We start from the raw sequence: 19,885 nt of genomic DNA on the forward strand, positions 1-19,885 counted from the left end.
CCCGGATCAATACGCATAATGATGTGATCGGAGTACTGGTCTATGATCCTATGGAAGAGGAGATCGTGAAATCCAACTCATTGTTTTTTACCGATGGTGTTGATACGGTGGATGTGGACAGTTCGGATAAACAGTTCATACAAAAATATGCTGAGCGACTAAGTGGCAGAGAAGAGAGGTTTAAACACCTCTCACGTAAAAATGGACTGCCGATTCTTTCCATTTCCACTGAATATCCAGTACTTGATCAACTGTATGAACAGTTAAGTATAGGCAGAGGAAAACGCTAATGTCTGTAGATATGAATCAAACTATCCAAGAGGCATCACTGGATAATCTTCATGATATTATCATACCTGATGCGGTGAGCTTTTTCCCTCCTGCTCCAGGGTGGTTCATAGTGGCACTTTTATTGTTTGCGCTGATCTTTCATTTTGTTATCCAGAGATACAAGCATTATAAAAAGTCTCAGTACAGAAGAGAAGCTCTCAAAGAGTCGGTCTTTTACAAAGAGAATGGTAAAAAAAACAGTAAAGAAGATGCCGTTGTTTTATTGGCACTTGCAAAAAGAGTAGGTATCGCAGCGTATGGACGTGGAAATATTGCAAATCTCTCTGAAGATAGCTGGTGGGATTTTATGCAAAAACATTCAAAGGCAAGAGTGAATACGGAGCTTAGACAGGAGATCGAAAAACTGTTATATGAAGATGCCTATACCATGAACAGTGTACTCCATGATAATATTAGACAATTGGTGACCATATGGATCGAAACACATAAGATGGATAGTCATGTTTGAGTTTAGCTATCCTTGGGTTTTTGTGCTCATTATGGTACCTTTTGTCATTTATAGACTTCCATGGGTTTATATCTCTAACCGTTCGGCACTGCGTATTAGTTTTAAAGAAGATATTGATGCGATAAACCAGAGTAAAAGTACTATAAGCGGTATATCAAGAGCTTCTTTTTGGCAGAAAGTACTGTTGGGTTCGATATATCTATTGGTGCTTACTGCTTTGGCAAAACCACAGTACATCGGGGAACCACTCAGCAAAGAGATCTCCCAAAGAGAAGTACTTGTCGCTATTGACCTTTCCGGATCTATGTCCACTATGGATTTTAAGGACAGTAACGGTACTTCCATTGATAGACTCGAAGCGGTCAAAATGGTATTGGGAAACTTTTTTAAAGCACGTAGCGGAGAGAAGATAGGTTTGATCCTTTTTGGGTCTGCAGCTTTTGTACAAGCCCCTTTTACACAAGATCTGTCTGCACTTGAACATTTACTTTCAGAATTAAATATAGGCATGGCAGGACCTCAAACTGCAATGGGAGATTCTATTGGTTTGGCGGTCAAGATGTTTCAAGACAGTAATGTGACTGATCGGATGCTCATTGTCATGAGTGATGGTGATGACACAGGCTCTAAAGTACCACCGCTCGTTGCAGCTGAACTGGCAGAAAAAAATGGAGTGAGTATTTTTCCTATCGCTATAGGTGATCCCAAAAATGCAGGAGAACACCCTATAGATACAGAGACACTTAAAGAGATAGCAAAAACCACAGGGGGTAAGTTTTACTATGCGTGGAACAGTGAAGAGCTCTCAGACATTTACACGCAGATAGACAAACTTAAACCTAAAGAGGTAAAAGAGATCACACATAGACCTACGTTTGATCTTTTTATGTATCCTTTACTTGCGACCATGTTGCTCTTGCTTGGGTATGGATTACTTCTGTACATACAAAGTTCAAGGGAGGGGAAATGAGTCATTTTCATATTTTAAGACCAGAATATCTACTCCTTCTTCTCCCCTCATGGACTTTGGTCTGGTGGCTGTTGAAGCAGCAAAGTGAAGAAAAAAAGTGGCAGAAGGTCATTGATCCTACACTGCTTAAACATCTTCTTGTTCAGCCTAAGTCTAACAAGTCCAAGATTTCTACGCCATGGTATTTGGGTATCGTACTAACGCTTCTTGTTGTAGCGGTGTCTGGACCAAGCTGGAAGTTAAAACCTTCACCTTTTATACAGGATGATACTAAAATAGCACTCTTGGTGTCTGCTAATAAGAGTATGCTTAGCACGGATATACTGCCAAATCGTTTGGAGAGAGCTAGTATCAAAATAACAGACCTTTTGCAAATGAGATCTGACACACAGTCTGCACTTATAGGGTACAGTGGTACGGCACACCTGGTACTCCCGCTTACCAAAGATCAAAGCATCATCAAAACATTTGCACAGGCATTGGATCCTGCTATCATGCCTTTGGAAGGCGATAACATACAAGATGCCCTGTTGCTGGCAAAAAAAGAGTTGAATGCTAAAGGCGCTACTGTCATTGTACTGACTGACTCTGTTTCTCCTTCTTCAGTGAAGTTAGCGATCAAAAATGGATTTGGGGAAGAGTCAAATGTCATCTTTTGGCAGGTCGCCTCAAATGAACTCTCCAATGCAAATGATTTTAAGAGTGCAGCTTCTCTTCTAGATGGTCATTATGTCCCGTATGCGAGAGATGGGAGTGATGTTTCTTTGGTCTCTTCTTTGATTGACAAGAATTTTAAAAATGCAGCGCAAGATGATAAGAATAAGTATGAAGATGGTGGGTACGCACTGGTTCCTCTTCTCTTTCTTTTCTTGTTGTTATGGGCTAGACAGGGCTTTTTTGCTGAATTATGGAGACGATCATGAAAGCGACTATTAAAAAGCATCTGTCCCTTATGCCGTTTTATATTATCCTGATACTTTCTCTTGTCTGGTTGGTCTTTTTTTATAAAGGCGGGATCAATAGACTTTTTGTAACCTCTGATCAACTAGCCTACCATTATTATGAAAAGAAGAACTATATCAAGGCAGCTGAAATCTTTGAAAACCTCTCCTATAAAGGAGCCTCATACTATAGGGATGCTGCGTTTAAAAAAGCACGATCTGTTTATCAGAACCTTAGCTCCAAAGAGGGTAAATACAACCTTGGTAATGTTTTTGTGATGCTTGGGGAGTATGACTCTGCGATAGAGAGCTATGAAGTAGCATTGAAAATTGATCCAAATTTCAAGGAAGCACAGGATAATCTTGTTGTAGCCAAAGCCAGAAAAATACTTAAAGAGCCTGAAAATGACGGGAAGCAGGGGATAGGGGACATGTATGATATGCAGCCAGATGAGGTTGTATATGACAACACTGAGGGTAAAGGTGAAGATGATGAGCGAAGTGCTCAAAAAGATATTGAGTCTGGTAATCCTAACTGGCTTGATAGGTTGCAAACGGGACCAAAAGATTTCTTGAAAAATAAATTCAGATATCAGTATGAGATGCAGGAGGATACTAATGCGTAATAATACTGCTGTAAAGCTATTAGTTCTTTTTTTATCTCTGTCCATTGCTCTTTTTGCCATAGAGGGAAAGAGTAAAGTATATATAAAATCCAACGATACGATCTATACTTCGCAAAAAGTCACTGTTTCTATAGAACTGCTCACAGATGCTTTCAGTATTACCGATGCAAAGATCACTTTTCCCGCTTCTCAAAAGTATATAGTACAGGCACCTCAGAGTGCTTCATATTTGGGTACGGAAGAGATCAATGGTTCGGCTTGGCAAATGGTACATTATGAGTATGAAGTCTATGCATTACAAGCAGGAAAAATTGAGATACCTTCTGTCTCTGTCTCCTTTACTGCTTCTATGGGATACGGACAGCCTAAAAAAGAGTTTATATTGAAAAGTGATGGCTTGTATTTTGATGTAAAAGCGCCTAAAGGGGTGCAGAAAGATCAATTTGTACTTGTGACAGATAATTACACTTTAGTCTCTGAGATAAAACCTGAGAAAAAACAGCTTATTATAGGGGATGCGATAGAGCTAAGCGTTACACAAAAGGCACATGCTGTGCCAGATATTTTGTTAAGACCTTTAGAGTATACATCCAATACTTTTTTGCGTGTGTATTCAAAGGAACCAGAGCTCAAAAGTGAACTCAAGGGAAAGTATGATGTCTCTAGAGTAGATAGATTTACTTTTGTTGCAAGTGGAGAGGGGAATGTAACTATACCTGCTCAAGAGACTGTATGGTGGAATAGTGTGACCCAAAAGGTACAAGTTGAAATGATACCTGAGATCTCTTTTGAGATCTTACCAGATCCACAAATAGCCATAGATGCAAAAAAAGCAGAACAAAAGCAGCGTTTGCTTTATGTTTCGGTTATACTGATCGTACTTTTGATCTTTTACGCAATGTTTTCTTCTAAAATAAGAGGCTATTTAAAAGAACGTAAAAGAATGTATGAGTTGAGTGAAGAGGGAAAATTCTCTGTATTACTTGTGTGTATTGAAGGAAATGACACAAGGGGTATCTATAAACATCTTTATGATTGGCTTATGTCTATTGCTCCTTCACTTGCAAGAGGTGGATTTAAGTCTATAGAGCAAGTGCAGCCTTCATTTACGGAGTCACTGCGTGAATTGGAAGCACTCTTATCCGATACAGGACAGATATTTGACAAAACAGCATTTAAACAGGAAGTGGAAAAGCTCAGGGAAGCACTTTTAACAGAACAGAAACAGACTCTAAGTGCTTTAGCAAAGTTTATAAATCCTCAATAAGCTAAGAATGAGATTGTATACTAGGATAAGAAAAAATAAAGAAGACAAAATGAAAAAAATATCTTTAGGACTTATGCTGATAGCCGGAATGCTTTTGAGTTTGAATGCAGATGTCAGTATGATTGCACCTGAAACACCAGAACACCCAATAGTCAAACCACCCATAGATCCTGAAAGGCCCATAAGACCCAAACCGATCGTCAGACCGGTTTTATACGGGAATCATCATCATACCTATGTGACCACAACCGACTCCAATTGTGATCAATATATTGAGATCATCAAAGAAAAAGATGCAAAAATTGAAGCGTTGATACAAGAGAACACAAGATTGAAAGAAGAAGCACAAGCCGGTTTACAGCAACGTCTCAAAGAAGATTATGATAGAGAGATGCAAAAATTTGAAGAGAGAAGAAAGTAGAATAATTTATATCATCTAAATCATTGAAAATGAAAACCTTATAAGATATATTTTTTATAAGGTTTCTGATAATCATCCATCACGCGTGCTATGTAGATATATCTATATCAGGTCTGTTTGCTTTTTCTACATGATGCAGTGTAAGTGCCGGATATGCAAACTCCAGGTTGTTCTTTTTAAGTATTTCTGCTATTTTGAACATGACATCTTCCTTGACCTCAAGCCATTCATTCCACACAACAGAGCGACTGAAACAGTAGACAAGTATATTGATACTTGATTCAGCAAACTCATCCATATAGACCAGAGAAGTACGTTTTACCCCTTTAAAATCATCCATAGAAACGAGTTTCGCTTGACGATATGAATGTTGATAGTTCGTATGCTCGTTTGCAATTCCTGGATGTTCTTTGAGCATCGCTCTGATATCATCAATGGCCTGACGTATATCATCAAAATTTGACTCATAAGTGACCCCGACATTCATTTTGATACGCCGTCCAATACTTCGTCTACTCCAATTTTTAACGCCTTTATTTGCCAGTTCGAAGTTAGGAATAGAGATAAGAGCATTGTCAAAGGTACGTATGGTGGAAGCCCGTAAACCTATTTCGACCACGGTACCATTAACATCATTGGTTTCAATCCAATCACCTTGTTCAAAAACATCACCTAATAAGATGGAAACTGAACCGAAGATATTGGCAATACTGTCTTTTGCAGCAAATGCGACAGCTGCACCTGCAATACCCAGACCAGAAAGCAATGCAGTAAGATTTACACCAAGAATTTTTAAAATAGCGATAGCTGCCATAAGAATAATCACACTGTTACTCACTTTAATGGAAAGGTTGATAACCTCATTTCTAAGTACCATACTACTTTTGAGACTTTCCATTTTTATGTAGGCAATGGTATTTGTAATCCGATAAAGTGCTATAGCGACAAGAACAACATAAGCTATAGAAAAAAGTTTGCTCATATTAATACTGGTGATGTCAAGACCCATATAAACTATAAGTATTAAATGAATGACCAACAATGAAGTGATCATTTTAAATATTTTTGTAATATGAGTATGGATATACGCTATATCTTCTTCTTCGAATTTATAATATTTTAAAGTACGATCTATAATAAATCGTAGAACAATATTAGATACTATTATGATGATAATCAGTGCGATCACAAAAAGAATACTGGCTATATTTAAATTATAGGGAGAGAGATAAGTATTAATTTTTTTCCCATGATCAGATGTATTTATTTTCTTTAAAAAAGTAAAAAAATGAGATTTTGAAAGACGACCTGTTCGATAAATATAAGCGCTGTTTGCTACAAGTTCTGCACTGAAGGTATTAGCAACATTTTCTAGATAATCAAGATCTTTAAGCGCTTTGTTCAGAGACTTGATAATAGGATTTGATTTATCTTGATCATCAGAAATATATTTATTTTCATCTAAAGGAGTAAATTTTGAAAAATATTTCACAAGGGTTTCATTGATCTTATCTTTGAAAAATGATTTGGACTCACTTTCTGTCAGTAGCATTACTTCATGAAATGCCTCTCTGATACCATTTCGAAGATTATATGATTTAATGAGAACTTCATCGCGCATCACAGCATTGGTATAACCTCTATACTTATTACTGTTTAAACGAAGTTTTAGTTTGTTGATTTCACGTTTGTATGGACTGCTTTGCTGGAGATATTCTTCTTTATTGGCAGCATATTCTAAGAGAAACTTTTGATATCTGGCATCTTGTGTGTCTTTAATCTCAATTTTTTTTTCTAGAGATAGGTTTTGATCAAGTAATTGACTCTCAATTTTAACCTGTTCATTGATGAAGTCGTCTAAAACATCATTTGAGAAAAGAAATGAAGTAGACAAGAAAATGAGAAGAAATATAATTTTTTTCAAGAATAACCTTTTTAATAGCGGCCTCTAGGGATTTAGAGGATGCTATAATAATTTATTGTAAATAGTGTTCAACAATGATATTAAGTTTAGACATGTTTACCTTTTTCGGAAAATCAGGCGCTACATAGCACCAAGCATCTCTTTGATCGTATAATTTATACGTTTTCTTCTTTCCTCTAGAGGCAGGTTTTTTACATCTCCTTCAGCCGATGAAAGATAGATGATCTCTCCAGTATTCGCATCTATAAGTGCAAGCAATATCCCTGCAGTAGGTGCATTTTCAATTGTTGTCTTCCCTTTTTTATCTACCTTCTCTTTGATGGCATCCATATCCGCAGCTGCCATATAGGCAACATAGAAATCAGGATTTTTTGCTACAGGGACTTTACCTTTTTTAGCTAGTTCTGTATTCACTGTTTGTTGTAATTCTACATTCACATCCATAGTCTCAGAAAGTGCAGTATTCTTTTCAAAGCCACTTTCATCCAGGATCTGGTATGTTTTGTATCCTTCTAAATTGGCTTTTTCAGATTTTAAAGCAACGACTTCGATATCATCGGTTTTTACACAACCTGAAGTAAATCCTGCGATCAAGAGACCCATTAACATATTTTTTAGTAATTTTGACATTATATTTCCTTGTGATTATTAGCATAGTATTGCTTTCTTAATTATATTGATAATTCTTAGAATATCGTCTTAATTGATTTAAAATCAAAGTGAGACTACAACTTATCCGATCATGATGCTTTCTAGATGTGATTTGTTAAGGTATGTCAGGTGTAATGATGTTTTTATCTAAGGTTGCATATTCACGTCCCACCCTTGCAATACTGGAAAATGACAAAGTGATCTTCTCTTCATCGGATATGATCTCATTGTTAAGATAGAGATGTTTTATCTCCACGATGACAGGAATCGTTTTACTTCCTTTGAGTTCTACTTCTTGAAGGTATTCGCAGAAGAATGCTACATTTATGCCTTCAGGCATAGGTGGAAAGTTTTCAATACACTTTTGTGTAGGGATGTTAAATACCTCAAGTTCACTTTGTGAAGCATCTAATCCTTTAGAACTAAAATGCATTTTTTCAAAATGTTCTTCATCTACGATACAGACCACACATTTTTTACTTTCTCTGAGATTTCTGAGCGTATCTTTAGGTGTACCATCTGTACGGTGACCTATAGAAACCATGAGTGTAGCAGGTTGTGAGGAGAGTGGCGTAAAGTACGAAAAAGGTGCAATGTTCAGCACTTCACCCTCTGTAACTATCCATGCGATAGGACGAGGGATCACACTGTTGGCCATCAGATTGTAACGTTCAGATGGTGTTTTTTCTTCAAAATCTATTAACATTATTTTACCGTATAAACTCGACCACTTCATCGTAAGGAAGCCTTAACTGTGTAGGTTGCTCATTGATCCTGTAGCCAAACGGTACGACAACAGCCAACTGATACTTACTTTTATCCAGACCCAATACCTCTTCTACACTCTCTTTTTCAAATCCTTCGATAGGACAGGAATCGATACCTATAAAAGCAGCTGCAGTCATCATATTACCTAATGCAATGTAGCTTTGTTTGGCTGTCCATGAATAGATGTTTTCGTCAGAGCTTAGTGTTTTAGCTAAGTGTTTTGCATAGATATCCATATAAAAGTCAAGACTCTCCTGGGGCATGTCACGTCTTGAAAACCTCTTTTTAGGCATCCCGCTCTCCACTTTGGCATTTTCAATACCTGCAAGTACAATGACCAGGTGAGAACAAGAGGTAACTTGAACCTGATCCCAGCAAAAAGGTCTCAGTTTTGCTTTTAACGCTTCATTGGTGATCACTAAAAACTTCCATGCTTCCATACCAAAAGAAGAGGGTGACTTTCTTCCTGCCTCTAAGATATAATGCATCTCATCGTCACTTATTTTTTTATTTTCATCAAATATTTTGCAGGCATGTCTAAAATCCATAGCTTTCGTAAAATCATTTTCCATTGTTTATCCTTTTTGTTATGTAGTTATTTAGGTTAGCCTATATGTTATATTATGTCAAGAGTTATCTTGAAAAAATAAATAGTATTCTAATGTAAATTATTCTATTATAAATAAAAATATGGAGAGAATATGAGATATGTATTGATATTTATGCTAATAGGTTCATTTTTACAGGCAGAAAGTTTTACTTTGACAAGTGATACGCTCAAAGGACAGATGAGTAAAGCCCAGGAATTTGATGGTTTTGGATGTAATGGTGAAAATATCTCACCAGAACTTCATTGGACTCATGCACCAAAAGGTACAAAAAGTTTTGCTATCACAGTATATGATCCTGATGCACCAACTGGTAGTGGATGGTGGCATTGGTTGATTGTGAATATTCCTGCTGAAACAGATAAAATTATTGCCGATGCTTCAGGGAAAAAGGGGCTACCAAAAGGTGCTCTGGAAACAACAACTGATTATGGTCATGCCGGCTTTGGTGGTGCATGTCCTCCCCAAGGAGACAAAGCACATCGTTATGTATTTACGGTACATGCATTGGATGTTGAGAGTTTACCTGTAAAGGCAGAGACTAAGAGTGCAGTGGTAGGCTTTATGATAAATAAACACACTATCCAGAAAGCTTCGGTGATCTCTTATTATAAAAGAGATTAACTGTTTATGGTTTCCTCTTCTATCCACTCGAGATAGAGTGAATTTGCACCTGTGATAGGTACCATGATGATCTCCGGTATATCATAGGTATGCAGATGCTCAATTGCTTTTTGAATCTTTTGAAAGAGTGACCTTTTGGTTTTCATCTGAAGGTGTATCTCTTTAGACTTTATAATTTTTCCTTGCCAATGATAAGCACTTTCTATGACGGTTGATTGTACACAGGCGATGAGTTTTTTCTCCAGTAGTAATTGTGTGATTGCATCGGCATTTTCTTTGGTATCAGTAGTAGTATTGATGAGACAGTAATCAGAGGCTTCCATTTTCCACCTTTTCTAAAAAATCTTCTACACACAATGCAACCATATTATACACATGTTCAAATCCTTCAAAGCCATCAAAAAAGTATGGATCAGGAACATCTTCTCCCCTAAAGTCTCCAAAATCACCTAAAAGATGGACATTGTTAAATCCAAAAGCTTCCATATCTTCTTTATTTTGTCTGTCCATCGCTACAACATATCTAAATGTAGTGATGTCATCTTCTGTGATAACACGTGAGTGCTGTTTACTGATGTCGATATCATATTGTCTAGCGACTTTAATGGAATGATCGCAAGGTGCTTCACCTACATGCCATGAACTGGTACCCGCCGAGTCTATGAAAAGTTCAAGATTTTTCGTGTTGACTATATGCTGTGCTACACCATGAGCTAAGGGACTGCGACAAATGTTCCCTAGGCATACGAATAAAATACGATTCATAATTTTCCTTTTATATCTATAGTGTACAATAGCAAAAAAACGAGGATACTTTGATGAAACGAGCACTAACATTAGTATTTATCATGACTTTTATGTTAACTGCCAAAGATTATACGAAAAATCCAAAGACTGTCTCTTTAATGAATGAATTGGTCCAAAAATATGACTTTAAAAGAGATGAACTTGAGAAACTTTTTTCCAATGTAAGTGTCCAAAACTCTGCCTTACGTGCATTTCGTCCTAGAGTAAAGAAAAAAAGAACACCTGAGCAGATCGCTGCACTGAAAAAACGTTATCCCAAAAATGGTGCATGGGATCGTTATTCAAAATCTAAAATAAGTGATTCACGTGTACAAAAAGGTGTAGATTTTATTAGACGGCATCGCAAAACATTTGAAAAAGTGGAAAAAAAGTACGGGGTACCTAAGGAGTACATCGCAGCCATTATAGGTGTAGAGAGCGCGTATGGTAAGAATGTAGGGAAATATCCGGTATTTGACACTTTGAGTACCTTGGCTTTTGAAAAGAACAGAAGAAACACGTTTTTTCAAAAAGAGTTGATGAAATTCATGCATCTTTCTCAAACAGAAAAATTCAATCCAAAAAATGTGTATGGATCTTATGCAGGTGCCATCGGTTTAGGTCAATTTATGCCTAGCAACTATGAAGCGTATGGCGTTGATTTTAATGGTGATGGGAGAATTACACTTCAGAGACCTGAAGATGCTATCGCTAGTGTTGCAAACTATTTGAGGCAAAATGGTTGGCGGAAGGGTGAGCCTGTTGCAACTAGAGTAGGGTACGAAGGGATGCGATTTAAAGCATATGAAACCGGATATAGAAAAACCTATGATCGTGCCAAACTTAAAGGCATAAGCCCAAAAAAGAAGTGGGACTATCATGATAAAGTACGTCTTATCAAACTGAACAGAGAAAAGTATGATGAACTTTGGTATGGTGCAAAAAACTTTTTTGTGATCACCCGTTATAATCATAGTGCCTATTATGCCATGTCAGTGCATCAATTGGCGACAAAGATCGCAGCTAAGATGAAAGAGGAATAAGTATGAAGATCAATGTAATTATCATCGATAAAAAAGGGAAAGATAATTTATATGCTGGATTAATAGAACATTATAAAAAGATAGCAAAACCTTTTGCAAAAGTAGAAGTCATTGAAGTTTTTGATAAAGAGATAGCCAAAGCACAGGATATTTCACCAGAAGCTGCTCAAAAATCCTATACAAAAGCATTGGAGAAGTATATGGAATCTAGCATTAACATAGCATTGGATCCCTCTTCTAAAGAAGTAGATAGTCATGAATTTGCGAATTTGCTTAAGGATAGCGTTCAGGTAAATCTCTTTATTGGCGGTGCATACGGCTTTGAGAGAGATTTTTTGACCAAATGTAATAAAGCAATATCATTTGGTAAAATAACGCTTTCACATAAACTTGTGAAAGTTGTTTTGATGGAACAGATCTTTAGAGGTTTGACCATTAATAATAATCATCCATATCATAAATAGGACAACCTTGATGTTAACAGAAGAAGAATTAGAAACGTTTCAAAATAATTTATTAGATAGAAGAGTACAAATAGAAAAAAACCTTAGAGGTACGGCTCTCGAATTAGAAGGAATGAGAGATCTTGAATTGAATGATGAAGGTGATTATGCTGCTGCATCTGCAGAAACTATTGTAGATAGCGCTATTTTAGTACAACAGCGTAAAGAATTAAACGAAATTGAACTTGCTTTAGATAAAATAAAAGGAGGAGCTTTCGGTATATGCGAAATGTGTGAAGAACCTATAGGCAGAGCACGTCTAGAAGTGAAAAATTTTGCACGTTTTTGTATTACTTGCCGTGAGATCACGGAAAAAGAAACAAAATAGATTTCTATTTTCAAGCAACACGTAACATAAACTCTCTGCTTAAGGTACGCCTAATTGCTTAGGAGCTTATGTATAGTTGTTGCTCACATCATAAGGGGATAAAATGAGACTTGCTCTGTATATTTTTGCTACTTTGGCGCTAATGGGAATTGTTGCTGCATTCACCTATACGATCAATCCAGATTCTTATTCATTAGAATTAATGGGAATTAATTTTAATTTTCCTATAGCCGCTTGGGTTGTTGTACCTATGATACTTTTATTCATTTTTACATTGATACATATGTTTTTTTATGGTTTGAAAAATTACTTTATACTCAAAAAATGGCAAAAAGATACAAACACACTGGAAGATGCACTTTACTGGTCATTAGTAAATGAGCCAAAGCAACAAAAGTATGGTATAGATGCTTTAGGAAGTTCTGCATTACTTTTAGGAAAAGCAACTCTCAATGTTTCTGATAATGTGGAAGGATTAACACCAAGACTTTCACGTGTTGTGCATCTTATTGAGAAGATCAAAAAGGGTGAATATGTTGACTTCAAAGAAGAAAAAATGACTAAGGTCTTTAATGTAGGTAACCCGATCCTAATACAAAACAGATTGAACCGTTTAGAGTCTGATGAAAAGTTCATTGAAGATGTTATGAAAGCTACTTCAGAATATTCACCTGCAGTACAGGCGGAAGCACTTGAGATCTTTGCACGTAAAGTAGATTTTGTAAAGGCACGTAAATATGCAAAAGTTTTTGATACCAAAAACTTTTTTGTGATGCTTAAAAGAGTGAGTGCAGAAGATAGTCTTGAACTTACTCCTGAAATACTGACAGATTTTGTACATGCACTTAATATGGGGTGTCAAGACTTTATCAAAATCGCTTCAGTAACTAAAAAGTATTTTAATCCAGAAGAGAACCTAATACTGTTCAGAAGTTTTCAAATTGAAAACCCTAAGGCACAAAATGCCTATCTTTATCTTCTATTTGAATATGAGTTATTGGAACAAGTGGCACTTTATCTGGCTGAACAAGAAGAAGATGAATTTATTAAGTTTAGAGCACTATATACACTTAAAAAAGAACATGACAATAAATATACACTAAAAGATATTATAGATATAAATTCTATTTGTAATGAAACTAGACTTTAGTAATACCCTTTATGCTTTAGCCCCTCTTGCGGGCTTTACAGACCTCCCTTTTCGTTCCGTTGTTAAGAAGTTTGGTGTTGACCTGACTGTTTCAGAGATGATAAGCTCGAATGCATTGGTTCATAACTCCAAGAAAACTTACCGTATGCTAGAAAAGAGCCCTATAGAAGACCCATACTCCATCCAAATAGCAGGTTCTGACCTGGATGTTATTAAACGTGCAGTTGAGATCCTCAATGAAAGAGATGATATAACCGCTATAGATCTAAATTGTGGCTGTCCTGCACCCAAAGTGGTGAACAACCTCCAGGGTTCATCTCTGCTTACAGATCTACCTCAAATGGCTAAGGTTATAGAAACGATTAAAAAATACTCCAACAAAGAATATACTTCAGTGAAGTTTCGTTTAGGCTTTAACGAAAAAAATCATGAAGAGATAGCACGTATATGCCAAGGATCTGGAGCAGACTATATCGCTGTACATGGAAGAACAAGAGCAGGTAGATACAAAGCGGCTGTAGATTATGATGCAATAGCACAGGTAAAGCAAGCTGTGTCTATACGAGTCCTTGCTAACGGGGATATAGACTCTCCTGCAAAAGCGAAATGGGTACTGGAACACACAGGTGCAGACGGCGTAATGATAGGACGTGCAGCAGTAGGAAAGCCATGGATATTTAAACAGATCAAAGAGGGTATGGAAGAACCAACCTCGGAACTTATCAAAGAAGTTGTTTTAGAACATTTTGATCAAATGATAAAACATTATGACAAGTATGGTGCGATCGTCTTTAGAAAAAACCTTCATTCCTACTCTAAAGCTGGTTATCAAGGGGCTTCTACATTTAGAAATGATGTAAATCGAATAGAAGATCCAAAAGAAATGAGAGCAAGAGTAGAAGCATTTTTCTCTCAGCCTCTTTTGTATGAAGTTTGATACATATTAAATCTCTTAGAGATCAATTAAACGATTCTCTTTTTATCTCAGTTCATGAATATAAAAATTAACCAGATTTACGAGAGTGCTCTACAAGCATAGAGAGTATAAAGCTGGTAGCAACAAAGCCCAAAAAGAGGAAAAACCCGACTTGTAGATCCGTACCGTTGGTGGTAATGACATTTATAGGTGCACTCTCTTCAACCAGTCTTTCCAATTCATTGTCTACCACACCGTCAAGACCTAAATAAGACATAAAGATAGAAACAACCATCACATCGGCCATAGACCATTTTGTAGATTTCAGAGCGAAGAAACGCACAACGGCATTGTTGCCAATGAAACTTCTGCTATAGAAGTAGAGATACGTGGAGATAAGTTTTAATGTAGGGAATATCACACTGAACATCACCAGTAAAATACCTACAAATATCATCTTTATCTCATCCTCTTTTAATAATAATTCTATCAGGTCTGAGATACTTTTACTTTGGTAAAAAAGGATCTGATTGCTAAAAGTGAGAGGCTTGTCGAGTATCGTAAAGTAGAGTTTGGTGATCTTAGCTTCTATATCGAGCATAGGAAGCAGAAGGCCAGGAATCAATAACGCAACACTTGTCGCAGAAAGTATGAACAGAGAAATAGATCTCAGTACAGTGCCTTGAAGTATGATAAGTATAATAAGAACTAAAGCCATAGATAAAATAGTGATGGTATAGTTATCCATCTCTTGCACTTTTTGTTTACGCTGTTCGTTTAAAAGCCTACTGCATGTTTCAAAATTATCACAGTTGTAGCGCTCTAAGATATTATTATATTTACTCATGTCTACAATAGCCAAATTACTTTGCATAAGTTGATGTAGCTTATCTTTCAAAACAGCTTTGAGAACCTTTTGGTTAGCGGGTTTTTCCAGCTCATTTAGAACAGCCTCAGTAAATTGAGGAACCTTGTTCCTTAGAGATCTGATATCAACAAGCTCATCAGTGATTTTTTGTTTGGTATCACCAAAGATACTCTTAAAGAAGCCTCTTTTCTTGTTGTCTTTCCGGACTTTTTTATCTGCTTCTACGATGAGTGTATCTACGATGGTTTCTACATATTGTTTGATCTCTGCACGACTGGTTTCAGTAAAATTAAATTCATCGATCTTTTGATTTACGACGTCAGTGATCTTTTCTGTCCAAATATTAGAGTTAAAGAGACCATATTGAACACCGTGCAGTTCTGCATAATCAACTTTTATTGCTTTTGCTTTATTACCTGTTTCCACAAGATGTATCACAGAGTAAATGATCGAGGAGAGTAAGAGAATACTCAACATCATCATCCAGTATGAAAATAGTTTTTTAATGTTTTGTGTAATAAATGCCATTCCCTATAGTCCCTAAGTAAATTTTTATAATTTTTCATTTATATACTATGAGTATAGCTAAATTAGTGTAAACATTAAGAAAAATGTTATAATTCCAACTTAATTTTTGGAGTAGTGGAAATGATCATAGAACTTATACTGGTTGGTGTCTTTATCGGTACGATGTCCGGCTTTTTTGGTATCGGTGGCGGTATGATCCTTGTACCTATACTTTTGGTGCTTGGTTTTGATACTAAAGATGCCATCGGTATTTCCATTATTCAAATGGTATTTAGTTCTATTTATGGTTCATATCTGAACTTCAGAAAAGGCTCTCTCATCATCGGTGAAGGGATATTTGTAGGCTTTGGAGGCTTTGTGGGTGGATATATCGGTGGGTATGTCACACAGTATATCTCAGATATAGTACTGCAGTTTCTCTTTTTAGGTTTATTGGTATTTGCGCTGTTTAGACTTTTTTTCTCTAAACATCATGAGGATGACGGAAAAACCAAAACACTGAACAAAACATTGCTTTTTGTCATAGGCCTGGGAATCGGGATCTTCTCTATCACTCTTGGTATCGGGGGGTCTATTATACTCACTCCGCTTTTGGTGGGATTATTGCATTATCCTATAAAAAAAGCGGTGAGTGCAGGGCTCTTCTTTGTGGTCTTCTCATCAGTAGCTGGGATGATAAGCCGGCTCAGTACCGGGACGATAGACTTTAGCAATGGTTTGGTGGTGGCTTTAGCTTCACTGGTTGGAGTGGCATTGGGTATTTGGCTCAAAGACCATGTCACTTCCAAAAATCATAAGATGGCACTATTAGCACTGTATATGTTTACTTTGCTTATTTTGATAAAAAAAATGTGGTTTTAAATTAGATAGGATAAAAGAATGAAAAAAGATATGATACACGTTTACGGGGCAAGAGAAAATAACTTAAAAAATATAAATATAAGTATCCCCAAAAATAAATTGGTAGTAGTGACTGGTATTTCAGGATCAGGTAAATCTACTTTAGCCTTCTCAACACTGTATGCAGAAGGGCAAAGACGCTATATTGAGTCACTCTCTTCTTATGCTAGGCAGTTCCTTGGACGTGTAGGTAAGCCAGATGTCGATAAGATAGAGGGATTGACACCTGCGATCGCTATAGATCAGAAAACGACTTCTAAGAATCCTCGTTCTACTGTAGGAACGATCACTGAGATATATGATTATCTTAGACTGCTTTTCTCTCGTGTAGGGGAACAGCATTGTCATGAGTGTGGAAAGCCAATTTCTTCTATGTCTGCTTCAGATATCATCGAAGAGGTACTTAAATTGCCTGATGGTGCAAAACTTGTCATTATGGCACCATTGGTCAAAGAGAAAAAAGGTAGTTTCGCTGACATGCTGGAGTCTCTTCGTCATAAGGGGTATATCCGTGCGATGATAGATGGTGTGATGGTACGTCTTGATGATGAGATAGAACTTTCTAAAACGAAAAAACATACGATTAAAGTAGTGGTTGACAGAGTAGTGGTTAAAGAGGAGAGTCGTGACCGTATAGGCCAGGATGTTGAAAAAGCACTGAAAGAGAGCTACGGTGAAATGGAGATAGAAGTACTTAACTTCGAAGAGATGGATCTTGATAGACAGCATATCCATTATTCCGAACATTTGGCCTGTTTTGACTGCAAGCTTAGCTTTGAACCTTTAGAGCCTGTCAGCTTCTCCTTTAACTCACCTAAGGGTGCATGTCCTACCTGTGATGGACTTGGGATTCGTTACGCTATAGATTTAAAGAAAGTGATAGACTCTGAGCTTTGCATCGATAAGGGTGCAGTTAAGATCATGTATGGTTTCAATAAGAGTTATTACACCAAGTTTCTTAATGCTTTTTGTGAGCAAAATGATATAGATATCAAAACTCCTTATGGCGAACTCGAATCACATCAACAAAAAGCCATACTCTACGGTAATGGTACTACCATAGATTTCCTCTGGAAACGTCATAAACTCAAACGTGAGTGGCCGGGCGTCGTCAAGTTTGCACATGATATGTTCAAAGAGGAAAAAGACCTTTCTGAATATATGACTGAAAAGGTGTGTGACAAGTGTGATGGACACCGTCTCAGACCACGCTCTTTGGCAGTAAAAATAGAAGGTAAAAATATCGCTGATATCATCGATATGCCTATAGAGAAATCGTATGCTTATTTTTCAGATAAAGAGAGTTTTTCTCATTTAACTGAACAGCAAAAGATGATAGCTGAATCAATACTGAAAGAACTCTATGAAAGACTATACTTCTTACATGATGTAGGGCTAGGGTACATCACTCTGAGTCGTGATGCAAGAAGTATTTCAGGAGGGGAAGCACAGCGTATACGTATCGCTTCTCAAATAGGTTCAGGACTTACAGGTGTAATGTATGTACTGGATGAACCAAGTATAGGACTCCATGAACGTGATACCATGAAGCTGATACGTACGCTCAACTCTTTACGTGAAAAAGGAAACTCGGTCATCGTTGTGGAACATGACAAAGAGACCATTTTGGCTGCAGATTACATCATAGATATTGGTCCCGGAGCAGGGGAGTTTGGTGGTGAAGTGGTTTTTGCCGGAGATGCGAAAAAACTTGAAAAAGCCAAGACACTGACGGCTGATTATATGTATGGTAAAAAGGAGATCTCCTACTCTCATGACAACCTTCAAAAAGAGTGGATAGAGATCAAGAATGTTACACTGAATAACATCGAAAAGCTAGATGCGAAGATCCCTTTGCAAAATTTTGTATGTATTACCGGTGTAAGTGGTAGTGGAAAAAGTTCACTCATCCTTCAGACCTTACTTCCTGTGGCAAGAGAACTGCTGAACCATGCTAAAAAGGTCAATAAAGTCGATGGTGTTGAGATCACTGGACTTGAGAAGCTCGATAAGGTCATCTACCTTGATCAAAGTCCTATAGGGAGGACACCACGTTCCAACCCTGCCACCTATACAGGAATCATGGATGAAATACGTAAACTCTTCGCACAAACCAAGGAGGCAGAACTCCGCGGCTATAAGATAGGACGTTTTTCATTTAATGTGAAAGGTGGGCGTTGTGAGAAGTGTCAAGGAGATGGACAGATAAAGATAGAAATGCACTTTTTACCGGATGTCTTGGTCTCTTGTGATGCCTGTGACGGTACACGATACAATGCACAAACGAGGGAAGTGTTATACAAAGGAAAGTCGATCTCAGATGTCCTTGGTATGAGTGTAGGTGAGGCATTGGCATTTTTCAAAGCGATTCCTGCCATAGCGATCAAGCTCAAAACATTGACTGATGTAGGGCTTGACTATATTACTTTAGGACAGAATGCTACCACACTTTCAGGTGGAGAGGCTCAGCGTATTAAGCTGAGTAAAGAATTGAGCCGTAAAGATACGGGTCAAACACTTTATATCTTGGATGAACCCACTACAGGGCTTCATTTTGCCGATGTTGACAGACTTACAGGTGTGTTGCACCACTTGGTAGAATTGGGTAATTCCGTCGTTGTGATCGAACATAATCTCGACATGGTCAAAAATGCAGACTATATTATAGACATGGGACCAGAGGGTGGAAATAAAGGTGGACTGATCATTGCTACAGGATCACCTGAGAAATTGGCTTCAGAATATAAAATGACAGGGTCTTATACAGGTGAGTATTTGTCTAAAGAGTTAGAGTAAAGGTGTTCTTAGAATTATAAGGATGAAGACTACGGTCTTCTAAATTGCTTTTTGATAGTTGATTTTCGACTTTCATTTGCAAAACCGATCGCCATTTTCATGATCCACATCAGAGTAAGTGCAGCTATAATCTCATATCCTATGGCCCAGGTCAACATAAAAGCTTGTTCTTCATTAAGAGATAAAAAGAGATCTATACTTCCCTCTGCAACATAAAAGAAAAGAAAAAGTAAACCGGCGATATAAGGAAGTGTAATAAAGTATATCGCGAGGAATATTTTTTCATAACCTTCAGGGAAAAAGAGAGGTGTTTCAGCAAGATCAACGTTTTGTTTACTAAACTTTTTCGGTTGTCTTAACCTGTTACCCTGTGTTCTGTGTATGTGTATGCTACCATTAGATTCCATTAAGCACTCTCCCTATTTTTTATCATCTCAAACAAGTCTTGAGCGTTAATGTGAGTAACCC

The 19,885-nt window shown here is 37.2% G+C and carries 23 protein-coding genes; 15 read left to right on the forward strand and 8 right to left on the reverse strand.

The genetic code is table 11. The annotated features are described in order from the left end of the window. The 7 genes from WBM70_RS10310 to WBM70_RS10340 form a co-directional block, all read left to right on the forward strand. Positions 1–290, forward strand: a 290-nt coding sequence (locus WBM70_RS10310) for a hypothetical protein (RefSeq protein WP_424558420.1), incomplete at its 5' end; no start/stop codon positions are given. After that, positions 290–799 carry a DUF4381 domain-containing protein gene (locus WBM70_RS10315; protein ID WP_424558421.1) on the forward strand — a complete coding sequence of 170 codons (510 nt, stop codon included), beginning with the start codon at positions 290–292 and terminating at the stop codon, positions 797–799. The genes WBM70_RS10310 and WBM70_RS10315, both read left to right, overlap by 1 nt. After that, complete coding sequence (locus WBM70_RS10320; protein WP_424558422.1) at positions 792–1,769, forward strand: VWA domain-containing protein; 978 nt, start codon at positions 792–794, stop codon at positions 1,767–1,769. Before WBM70_RS10315 ends, WBM70_RS10320 begins: the two co-directional genes overlap by 8 nt. Next, complete coding sequence (locus tag WBM70_RS10325; protein ID WP_424558423.1) at positions 1,766–2,692, forward strand: vWA domain-containing protein; 927 nt, start codon at positions 1,766–1,768, stop codon at positions 2,690–2,692. The genes WBM70_RS10320 and WBM70_RS10325 overlap by 4 nt, the downstream gene beginning before the upstream one ends. After that, the gene (locus WBM70_RS10330) at positions 2,689–3,336 is read left to right on the forward strand and encodes a tetratricopeptide repeat protein (protein WP_424558424.1); all 648 of its coding nucleotides are present in this window, start codon (positions 2,689–2,691) and stop codon (positions 3,334–3,336) included. The genes WBM70_RS10325 and WBM70_RS10330 overlap by 4 nt, the downstream gene beginning before the upstream one ends. Further along, positions 3,329–4,603 carry a hypothetical protein gene (locus WBM70_RS10335; RefSeq protein WP_424558425.1) on the forward strand — a complete coding sequence of 425 codons (1,275 nt, stop codon included), beginning with the start codon at positions 3,329–3,331 and terminating at the stop codon, positions 4,601–4,603. Before WBM70_RS10330 ends, WBM70_RS10335 begins: the two co-directional genes overlap by 8 nt. A gap of 49 nt (positions 4,604–4,652) precedes the next feature. Then, positions 4,653–5,024 (forward strand): hypothetical protein, encoded by a 372-nt coding sequence (locus tag WBM70_RS10340; RefSeq protein WP_424558426.1) that lies wholly within the window; start codon positions 4,653–4,655, stop codon positions 5,022–5,024. Between the two features lie 88 nt (positions 5,025–5,112). On the opposite strand, the gene WBM70_RS10345 is transcribed toward WBM70_RS10340, so the two are convergent. The 4 genes from WBM70_RS10345 to WBM70_RS10360 form a co-directional block, all read right to left on the reverse strand. Beyond that, the gene (locus tag WBM70_RS10345) at positions 5,113–6,948 is read right to left on the reverse strand and encodes a mechanosensitive ion channel family protein (protein WP_424558427.1); all 1,836 of its coding nucleotides are present in this window, start codon (positions 6,946–6,948) and stop codon (positions 5,113–5,115) included. Between the two features lie 120 nt (positions 6,949–7,068). Continuing rightward, positions 7,069–7,578 (reverse strand): DUF4136 domain-containing protein, encoded by a 510-nt coding sequence (locus tag WBM70_RS10350; RefSeq protein WP_424558428.1) that lies wholly within the window; start codon positions 7,576–7,578, stop codon positions 7,069–7,071. Between the two features lie 136 nt (positions 7,579–7,714). Continuing rightward, entirely contained in the window at positions 7,715–8,305 is a 591-nt protein-coding gene (locus tag WBM70_RS10355) for a flavin reductase family protein (RefSeq protein WP_424558429.1), read from the reverse strand. A gap of 4 nt (positions 8,306–8,309) precedes the next feature. Further along, positions 8,310–8,939, reverse strand: a complete 630-nt coding sequence (locus tag WBM70_RS10360) for an NAD(P)H-dependent oxidoreductase (RefSeq protein ID WP_424558430.1) — start codon at positions 8,937–8,939, stop codon at positions 8,310–8,312. 129 nt (positions 8,940–9,068) lie between these two features. Here WBM70_RS10360 and WBM70_RS10365 point away from each other — a divergent pair, with 129 nt between their 5' ends. Continuing rightward, complete coding sequence (locus WBM70_RS10365; RefSeq protein ID WP_424558431.1) at positions 9,069–9,599, forward strand: YbhB/YbcL family Raf kinase inhibitor-like protein; 531 nt, start codon at positions 9,069–9,071, stop codon at positions 9,597–9,599. Here the strand turns inward: WBM70_RS10365 and cutA are convergent. Continuing rightward, a complete protein-coding gene (gene cutA / locus WBM70_RS10370; RefSeq protein ID WP_424558432.1) occupies positions 9,596–9,922 on the reverse strand; it encodes a divalent-cation tolerance protein CutA in 327 nt (108 codons plus the stop codon). The genes WBM70_RS10365 and cutA overlap by 4 nt on opposite strands. Next, positions 9,909–10,364: a low molecular weight protein-tyrosine-phosphatase gene (locus WBM70_RS10375; RefSeq protein WP_424558433.1), complete on the reverse strand. Its 456-nt coding sequence runs from the start codon at positions 10,362–10,364 to the stop codon at positions 9,909–9,911. Before WBM70_RS10375 ends, cutA begins: the two co-directional genes overlap by 14 nt. 53 nt (positions 10,365–10,417) lie before the next feature. On the opposite strand from WBM70_RS10375, the gene mltB reads away from it, so the two are divergent. The 5 genes from mltB (at position 10,418) to WBM70_RS10400 (ending at position 14,346) form a co-directional block, all read left to right on the forward strand. After that, positions 10,418–11,428 (forward strand): lytic murein transglycosylase B, encoded by a 1,011-nt coding sequence (mltB, locus tag WBM70_RS10380; protein ID WP_424558434.1) that lies wholly within the window; start codon positions 10,418–10,420, stop codon positions 11,426–11,428. A 2-nt stretch (positions 11,429–11,430) separates the two neighbouring features. Continuing rightward, positions 11,431–11,892 (forward strand): 23S rRNA (pseudouridine(1915)-N(3))-methyltransferase RlmH, encoded by a 462-nt coding sequence (locus WBM70_RS10385; protein ID WP_424558435.1) that lies wholly within the window; start codon positions 11,431–11,433, stop codon positions 11,890–11,892. 10 nt (positions 11,893–11,902) lie between these two features. Next, entirely contained in the window at positions 11,903–12,259 is a 357-nt protein-coding gene (dksA, locus tag WBM70_RS10390; protein ID WP_424558436.1) for an RNA polymerase-binding protein DksA, read from the forward strand. Between the two features lie 103 nt (positions 12,260–12,362). Beyond that, on the forward strand, positions 12,363–13,409 hold the full coding sequence (locus WBM70_RS10395; protein WP_424558437.1) for a hypothetical protein: 1,047 nt from the start codon (positions 12,363–12,365) through the stop codon (positions 13,407–13,409). Beyond that, the gene (locus tag WBM70_RS10400) at positions 13,393–14,346 is read left to right on the forward strand and encodes a tRNA dihydrouridine synthase (RefSeq protein WP_424558438.1); all 954 of its coding nucleotides are present in this window, start codon (positions 13,393–13,395) and stop codon (positions 14,344–14,346) included. The genes WBM70_RS10395 and WBM70_RS10400 overlap by 17 nt, the downstream gene beginning before the upstream one ends. Positions 14,347–14,413: 67 nt before the next feature. Here the strand turns inward: WBM70_RS10400 and WBM70_RS10405 are convergent, their stop codons facing one another. Further along, entirely contained in the window at positions 14,414–15,721 is a 1,308-nt protein-coding gene (locus tag WBM70_RS10405) for a paraquat-inducible protein A (RefSeq protein ID WP_424558439.1), read from the reverse strand. A gap of 120 nt (positions 15,722–15,841) precedes the next feature. Between WBM70_RS10405 and WBM70_RS10410 the strand changes: the two genes are divergently transcribed. Together WBM70_RS10410 and uvrA are read left to right on the forward strand one after the other, a co-directional pair. After that, complete coding sequence (locus tag WBM70_RS10410) at positions 15,842–16,582, forward strand: sulfite exporter TauE/SafE family protein (protein WP_424558440.1); 741 nt, start codon at positions 15,842–15,844, stop codon at positions 16,580–16,582. An 18-nt stretch (positions 16,583–16,600) separates the two neighbouring features. Beyond that, positions 16,601–19,417 (forward strand): excinuclease ABC subunit UvrA, encoded by a 2,817-nt coding sequence (gene uvrA, locus WBM70_RS10415; RefSeq protein ID WP_424558441.1) that lies wholly within the window; start codon positions 16,601–16,603, stop codon positions 19,415–19,417. 29 nt (positions 19,418–19,446) lie between these two features. Here the strand turns inward: uvrA and WBM70_RS10420 are convergent, their stop codons facing one another. Continuing rightward, positions 19,447–19,824 carry a hypothetical protein gene (locus WBM70_RS10420; RefSeq protein WP_424558442.1) on the reverse strand — a complete coding sequence of 126 codons (378 nt, stop codon included), beginning with the start codon at positions 19,822–19,824 and terminating at the stop codon, positions 19,447–19,449. Between the last annotated feature and the right edge of the window lie 61 nt (positions 19,825–19,885).

The organism is Sulfurovum sp., assembly GCF_049668085.1.
In the GTDB taxonomy this organism is placed as follows: Bacteria; Campylobacterota; Campylobacteria; order Campylobacterales; family Sulfurovaceae; genus Sulfurovum.